Source organism: Mesorhizobium sp. M2E.F.Ca.ET.209.01.1.1, assembly GCF_004010375.2.
Classification (GTDB): domain Bacteria; phylum Pseudomonadota; class Alphaproteobacteria; order Rhizobiales; family Rhizobiaceae; genus Mesorhizobium.
On record NZ_SADP02001043.1, the window covers coordinates 1 to 299 of the forward strand.

Below are 299 nucleotides of genomic sequence, written 5' to 3' on the forward strand. Positions count from 1 at the left end.
TTTCCATGAGCCTGCGGCAAGCGTGCCGTGCTTCGTCCTTGCGACCGGCATGAACCAGCGCCGTGACCAGCAGGCGCAGTCCCCACAGGCGCCCGGCTGCTGGCTAAGGCCGCGCTGCGTCAGCGCCACCGCCTCGTCATAGCGCGCGGCGACGAAATGCGCCGCGCCGATGCCGATCTCGGCCATGTAGCCCATCGGGTCGCGCGGGCTCAGCCGTTCGAAATGCTCGAACTTCTCACTGGCCGCATCGGGCCGCTCGCGATAGACGTCAAGCCAGGCGCTGCGCAGCCAGGCCCAGG

The 299-nt window shown here is 69.2% G+C and carries 1 pseudogene; it reads right to left on the minus strand.

The annotated features are described in order from the left end of the window. A pseudogene (locus EN852_RS41490) lies at nt 1-299 on the minus strand (hypothetical protein); the annotation flags it as partial.